The sequence below is a fragment of the bacterium genome, from assembly GCA_040756715.1.
In the GTDB taxonomy this organism is placed as follows: Bacteria; UBA9089; UBA9088; order UBA9088; family UBA9088; genus JBFLYE01.
Genome location: JBFLYE010000028.1, coordinates 1 through 5,473 on the forward strand (window position 1 = coordinate 1; position 5,473 = coordinate 5,473).

The window sequence follows — 5,473 nt, forward strand, 5'->3', positions numbered from 1 at the left end:
TTTATAAAACTTAACCTTTTTCAATTCAAAATTCAAAATTTAGAATTCAAAATTTCTTAAATACTATTTTTGCACTAAGTAATGGAAGATACTATATTACTTGCTTTCTTTGTGCCTTTGTCCCTTTGTGCCTAGGTATATAGGACAGCTAAACAACGGCTATGGTAATTTGGTTAAGAGAGAAGCTAAACACGTACTAAAATTTTATCTACACAAACCATTTTTTCCTCAAGAAATTTTCCTCTTGTTTTCTCTATAATTATTATCTTCAAACAGCAATTTTTTAAAACAACCCAACCACCCTTCCATTTTCATCAATATCAACCTTTGTTCCATTTCCCTAATATCCCTCATCTTGCATTCTTGGGCAATCTCAATGTCTTGCTTCATTCTTCTGTCTCCTTTAAAAAACGTTCATATAACTTTTTATCTACCCAAAAACCTGCTTTGGCAATCATCTCGTCAAGCAGGGGTTTAACTGAAAAAATAAACATTTTACGCTTAGCTTCAATAAGTATACCTAAAAGCCCAATAAATCTAAGTCCTAAATGAGAGGCTATCTTACGGGCTCGCCGTTCATCCAGCAGTAAAAGATCTGCCTTCATCTCTATAGCCAATGCAATTGCCTCTGCCTCTCCCTTATCTAATTCCAGAAGCAACACATCTACCATATTTTGGTTGATTACAGGTTGGGTTTTAATCCATAAATATCTCTCACTTAATTGTTCTTTATGGATAATTGAAAGTTCCTGCAAAACTGTCTTTGGGATAAATATCTCTCCATAGAGTTGTTTAAGGAGATTTATCTGGCCTATCGCAACAAGGTTCATAATAGGTGAGGTATTACTTACAACAATCACCCTATTTCCTTGAGGGTTTTTAAGTCCTCCTCAAAATCCTCTGCACCATAATGAATGGGAATTTGTTGACTTGCAAGAAGGTGTTGAAATTGCAGTTGAGTAATTCCGGCAAGTTGGCTCGCCTGGCCTAAAGTTAATTTTTCCTTCTTAAAGAGTAAAAGGGCCATCTCTTGCTTTAACTCTTCTTCAGTTATCCTTGCTGATTGAAAGATATCAAAAGGTATAGTGAAATCCATTAAGATATAGAATAACCTTATTCCTAATCCTTGTCAAGGTTTTTAACAGAGGTTCCGTAATTTTTTTATAATCCTTTGAAAATAAAAGACTTACGATAATGAAACAAAAAACTTTGTAACATATTGATTTACAAGCACTTACATTAAAATTTGCTAAATTTTTACGGAACGCCTGCTAGGTGAGAATAAAATTGGGAAATAGGCACAAAGGCAGAGAGGCACAAAGACGAGAGAGTTTATTTATTACTTGCTTTCTTTGTGCCTTTGTCCCTTTGTGCCTAGGTATATAGGACAGCTAAACAACGGCTATGGTAATTAAGAGAGAAGCTAAACACGTACTAAAATTTTATCTACACAAAGCATTTTTTCCTCAAGAAATTTTCGTCTTGTTTTCTCTATAATTATTATCTTCAAACAGCAATTTTTTAAAATCTGCGGTTACTGGCATTACACTAAGCTGAACAATTTTCTCAGTCTAATATTCACTTCCTCTTGTATTTGAGGAGAGAAATTACCTAATTCACGCTGAATGAAAGAGGTGGTAACTGTCATCAAACGATGTAAGCGTAAAGTAGAAGTTACCCGTAAGCCGGTTCCAATAAAATCGGTCTGTGACGAATCTAATATAAGGTCTGTTTCCATTAAATCATCAGGAATCCGACTGCTAATGAAAGCTATGATAACATGGCGATGTGTTCCAATAGGCTCGGTTAAACATACGGCTGGTCGCACTTTAGTCCCCGAAAGATCATCAAATGGAAAAGGAACCAAAACCACTTTACCCCTAATCATAAAATGGCTTCCCGTCCTTGAGTGTATAAATATCTTCTTCCGGTTCTTTTAGAAACTCGAAGGCGGGGTTTTTGCTTGCTGCCCGAAGCCATTCCTTTTCGTCTCTGTCAGTCTCTTTGGGGAATAGCTTGCTGCCCGAAGCCATTCCTTTTCGTCTCTGTCAGTCTCTTTGGGGAATAAGATAATCACCCGAACCCTTGTTGTTTCAACAACCGGTAATGGCTCGTCTAAAACAAGCCTCTGTTGTGCATCAATCGTTGCTGTAGATTCAATGGCTTTTTCTATATTTTTCATTTTTTTAAAACAACCCAACCACCCTTCCATTTTCATCAATATCAACCTTTGTTCCTGCAGGAATTGTGGGAAGGCCTGGCATTGTTCGCATTGCTCCGCAGAGGGGATAGAGGAATCCTGCACCCGCAGAGAGATTTACATCCCTTACAGGAAGGGTAAATCCCCTCGGTCTTCCCTTAAGATTTGGGTCATGGGATAGAGATAGATGGGTCTTTGCCATACAAATAGGAAGATTGGCATAGCCCTTTTCGCTATAGAGCTTTATCTTCTTTTCAGCCAATGGTTCATAGGAAACCTTCTCTGCTCCGTATACCTTTGTCGCTATGGTTTCTATCTTTTCCTTGATTGATAGATCAAGGGGATAGAGGAATTTAAAATTGGGTTTTTCCTTACAAGCCTCAACTACCTTGTTTGCTAATTCAATGGCACCTTTTCCACCATCCTTGAAATGTGTGCAGGGAATGGCATCCATTGCTCCGTATTCCTTGGCAAGTTTTCTTGTCAGCTCAATTTCTCTATCGGTATCATTTTCAAATATGTTTATTGCCACAATTGCAGGAAGGCCATGTAGCCTCATATTCTCAATGTGCTTTTCCAAATTGCAACAGCCCTTTTCCAAGGAATCAAGGTCTTCTGAGGTAAGCCTTGGGTCTAATGGCTTTCCTGGGACAACATTGAATCTTCCCGAATGCATCTTTAATGCCCTAATCGTGGCAACGATAACAATGCAATCGGGAACAAGTCCTGAAGCCCTGCATTTTATATTCAGGAATTTCTCCGCCCCACAATCAGCACCAAAGCCACTTTCGGTAATCACATAGTCAGAGATCTTTGTGGCAACCAGATCCGCCAGAATAGATGAATTCCCATGGGCGATATTGGCAAATGGCCCAGCATGGACAAAGGCTGGTGTTCCCTCTAATGTCTGCATCAGGTTTGGCTTTATTGCATCCTTTAGAAGAACGGTCATTGCTCCCGCACATTTTAGGTCTTCGGCGGTTACTGGCTTTCCCTCATAGGTTGTTCCAACCACAATCCGAGAAAGCCTTTCTCTTAAATCCTTAAGAGAGGTGGTTAAAGCTAAGATTGCCATAACCTCTGAGGCAACTGAGATGTCAAAACCAGTTTCTCTGGGAATACCATTTTCCCTTCCACCCAAGCCAATAATGATATTCCTCAATGCCCGATCGGAAACATCCACCACCCTTCTAAAGGTAATCGATAAGGGATCAATATTACAAGGATTTCCTAGCAAAATGCTTGTATCAACAAATGCGGCCAGAAGGTTATGGGCAACAGAAACCGCATGGGTATCACCGGTTAAATGGAGGTTAAAGTCCTCCATAGGAACTATTTGGGAATATCCACCACCGGCCGCCCCTCCCTTTATCCCGAATACCGGGCCTAAAGACGGCTGCCTTATGGCAATTACCGCCTTCTTGCCGATTTTATTTAAAGCCATTCCCAGACCTACGGTTGTGGTTGTCTTTCCCTCTCCTAATGGGGTGGGGGTTATGGCGGTAACATCAATGTATTTTGCCTGGGGCCTATCTTTGAATTTCTCAATTACCTTTAAGCTTACCTTTGCCTTGTATTTTCCATAAAGCTCAAGGTCATCCCCTTCTAACCCCAAATCCTTCGCCACATCAATGATTGGCCTCATCTTGCATTCTTGGGCAATCTCAATGTCTGATTTCATTTTTTTCCTCCTTAAATAAATTTGTCAAATTATAATAAAAATCCAAATTTTTTGCAATTTAAATTTATCGGGAGGTTTAAACAATTCTTTGCAAGGAAACCTGAACCAATTATTCCAGAATCATTCCCTAGTTCTGCCTTTTTAATAATACAAGGAAACAATGCCTCTTTTTTGACAAATTGCCTTACAATGTCCACAAGCTCTGGCAATCCCTCAATTACACCACCTCCCAAAATTACAGCTTCAGGGTTTAAAATATTTATAAGGTTTGTTGTTCCAATTCCAATGAGAACTCCAAGCCTTCTGATTATATCCTGTGCCTTTTTTTCTCCAGATTTTGCCTCTTTTGCAATAAAAGAGGCAGAACCATCTTTAAAACCAGCCTCTTTTGTATACCTTTTAAGGGCAATTCCAGATGCTAATGCCTCAAAACAACCCATTCTTCCACATCCACATTTTGCACCATTTATATCGATTACGATGTGTCCAATTTCAGAGCCTTTAATAAGTTTTCCATCTATAATTATTCCCCCACCAATCCCTGTTCCTATAAATATTCCAATTATATTTTTTCTTCCCTTTCCTGCTCCATAAATATATTCTCCCATTGTTTGACAATTAGAATCATTTTCGATGATAAATGGAAGATTAAAATTTTCCTTTAGAATTTTATAAAGGTTAAGGTTCTTTATCCCTATGTTTGGTGAGGAAATAACAACTCCATTTTTTATCTGCCCAGCTATGCCTATGCCTATTCCATCTGCCTTTAATAGATCAAATCTATTTATAAGCTTTATAATCTGGTTTGCGATATCTCCTTTTTCTGTTTTTTCCTCAAAGGCTCTTATTACTTTTCCTTCCTCTATTTCTCCTATCCTTGCCTTTGTGGCACCAATATCTATTCCAATCTGCATAAAATTAAAATTATATAACAACCTAAATTAAGATTTCAATGTTTAGGGAGTTAATAATTGATTTTGTTTGACATAGAATAAAAAAAAATGTAAAATAAAGATGATGAAGAAGATTATTTTGTTTGTAGCTATTTTTTCTTTTCATTTGTGGGCGATAGGGGCAAGACCCCTTTCTATGGGAAATGCCTTTGTTGCTGTAGCTGATGATATCCATAGCATTTTCTACAATCCAGCAGGGATTGCCAATATAAAGGCTATGGAAGCAACCTCAATGAGGGTTTTGAATAACAGGGATAGTATGAATTTTAAGGAATGGATTGCAATGTCCAATGAAATGAAAGAGGGAGGAATGGGTGGAGGCTATATCCATAGGGTTGATTGGGAGGGATATGTTGACCTGGATAAAGATGGGAAAAAGGATGACAATGAGCCACATTTAGCCTTAGATAACGATATTGCCATCTTTACAATTGGTGGTTATGGACAGGGTATGCTTAAAAAGACATCATTCGGCGTTAATATAAGAAGATACGCATCAAGTTTGATGAGAAGCTGTGGAATAGAAATCGGGGGTGCAAAATTTAGCGAGCTTGGGAAAAAACAATCTAAGGTTGGTGTCGATATTGGAATATTGCATAATTTTAATAAAAACATTTCTTTTGGATTTGCTATCTATGA

General features: G+C 38.1%; 8 protein-coding genes. 1 reads left to right on the forward strand and 7 read right to left on the reverse strand.

What is annotated here, in order from left to right; all coding sequences use genetic code 11:
• Positions 1 to 228: 228 nt before the first annotated feature.
• The 7 genes from AB1397_00850 to AB1397_00880 form a co-directional block, all read right to left on the reverse strand.
• Positions 229 to 390 (reverse strand): hypothetical protein, encoded by a 162-nt coding sequence (locus AB1397_00850; GenBank protein ID MEW6481552.1) that lies wholly within the window; start codon positions 388 to 390, stop codon positions 229 to 231.
• Positions 387 to 860 (reverse strand): DUF3368 domain-containing protein, encoded by a 474-nt coding sequence (locus AB1397_00855; protein ID MEW6481553.1) that lies wholly within the window; start codon positions 858 to 860, stop codon positions 387 to 389. The genes AB1397_00850 and AB1397_00855 overlap by 4 nt, the downstream gene beginning before the upstream one ends.
• On the reverse strand, positions 857 to 1,096 hold the full coding sequence (locus AB1397_00860) for a UPF0175 family protein (protein MEW6481554.1): 240 nt from the start codon (positions 1,094 to 1,096) through the stop codon (positions 857 to 859). The genes AB1397_00855 and AB1397_00860 overlap by 4 nt, the downstream gene beginning before the upstream one ends.
• Before the next feature lie 447 nt (positions 1,097 to 1,543).
• Positions 1,544 to 1,888: a type II toxin-antitoxin system PemK/MazF family toxin gene (locus AB1397_00865; protein MEW6481555.1), complete on the reverse strand. Its 345-nt coding sequence runs from the start codon at positions 1,886 to 1,888 to the stop codon at positions 1,544 to 1,546.
• A gap of 48 nt (positions 1,889 to 1,936) precedes the next feature.
• Positions 1,937 to 2,182, reverse strand: coding sequence for a hypothetical protein (locus AB1397_00870; GenBank protein ID MEW6481556.1), 246 nt, complete (start codon positions 2,180 to 2,182; stop codon positions 1,937 to 1,939).
• Between the two features lie 4 nt (positions 2,183 to 2,186).
• Positions 2,187 to 3,881: a formate--tetrahydrofolate ligase gene (locus AB1397_00875; GenBank protein MEW6481557.1), complete on the reverse strand. Its 1,695-nt coding sequence runs from the start codon at positions 3,879 to 3,881 to the stop codon at positions 2,187 to 2,189.
• Between the two features lie 29 nt (positions 3,882 to 3,910).
• A complete protein-coding gene (locus AB1397_00880; GenBank protein ID MEW6481558.1) occupies positions 3,911 to 4,795 on the reverse strand; it encodes an ROK family protein in 885 nt (294 codons plus the stop codon).
• Between the two features lie 103 nt (positions 4,796 to 4,898).
• On the opposite strand from AB1397_00880, the gene AB1397_00885 reads away from it, so the two are divergent.
• The coding region (locus AB1397_00885) for a hypothetical protein (protein ID MEW6481559.1) at positions 4,899 to 5,473 on the forward strand (575 nt) is incomplete at its 3' end.

Coding starts and splice junctions, on each gene's coding strand:
- AB1397_00860 (MEW6481554.1), bottom strand. CDS start 1,096: ATGGATTTCACTATACCTTTTGATATCTTTCAATCAGCAAGGATAACT.
- AB1397_00880 (MEW6481558.1), bottom strand. CDS start 4,795: ATGCAGATTGGAATAGATATTGGTGCCACAAAGGCAAGGATAGGAGAA.
- AB1397_00875 (MEW6481557.1), bottom strand. CDS start 3,881: ATGAAATCAGACATTGAGATTGCCCAAGAATGCAAGATGAGGCCAATC.
- AB1397_00870 (MEW6481556.1), bottom strand. CDS start 2,182: ATGAAAAATATAGAAAAAGCCATTGAATCTACAGCAACGATTGATGCA.
- AB1397_00865 (MEW6481555.1), bottom strand. CDS start 1,888: ATGATTAGGGGTAAAGTGGTTTTGGTTCCTTTTCCATTTGATGATCTT.
- AB1397_00850 (MEW6481552.1), bottom strand. CDS start 390: ATGAAGCAAGACATTGAGATTGCCCAAGAATGCAAGATGAGGGATATT.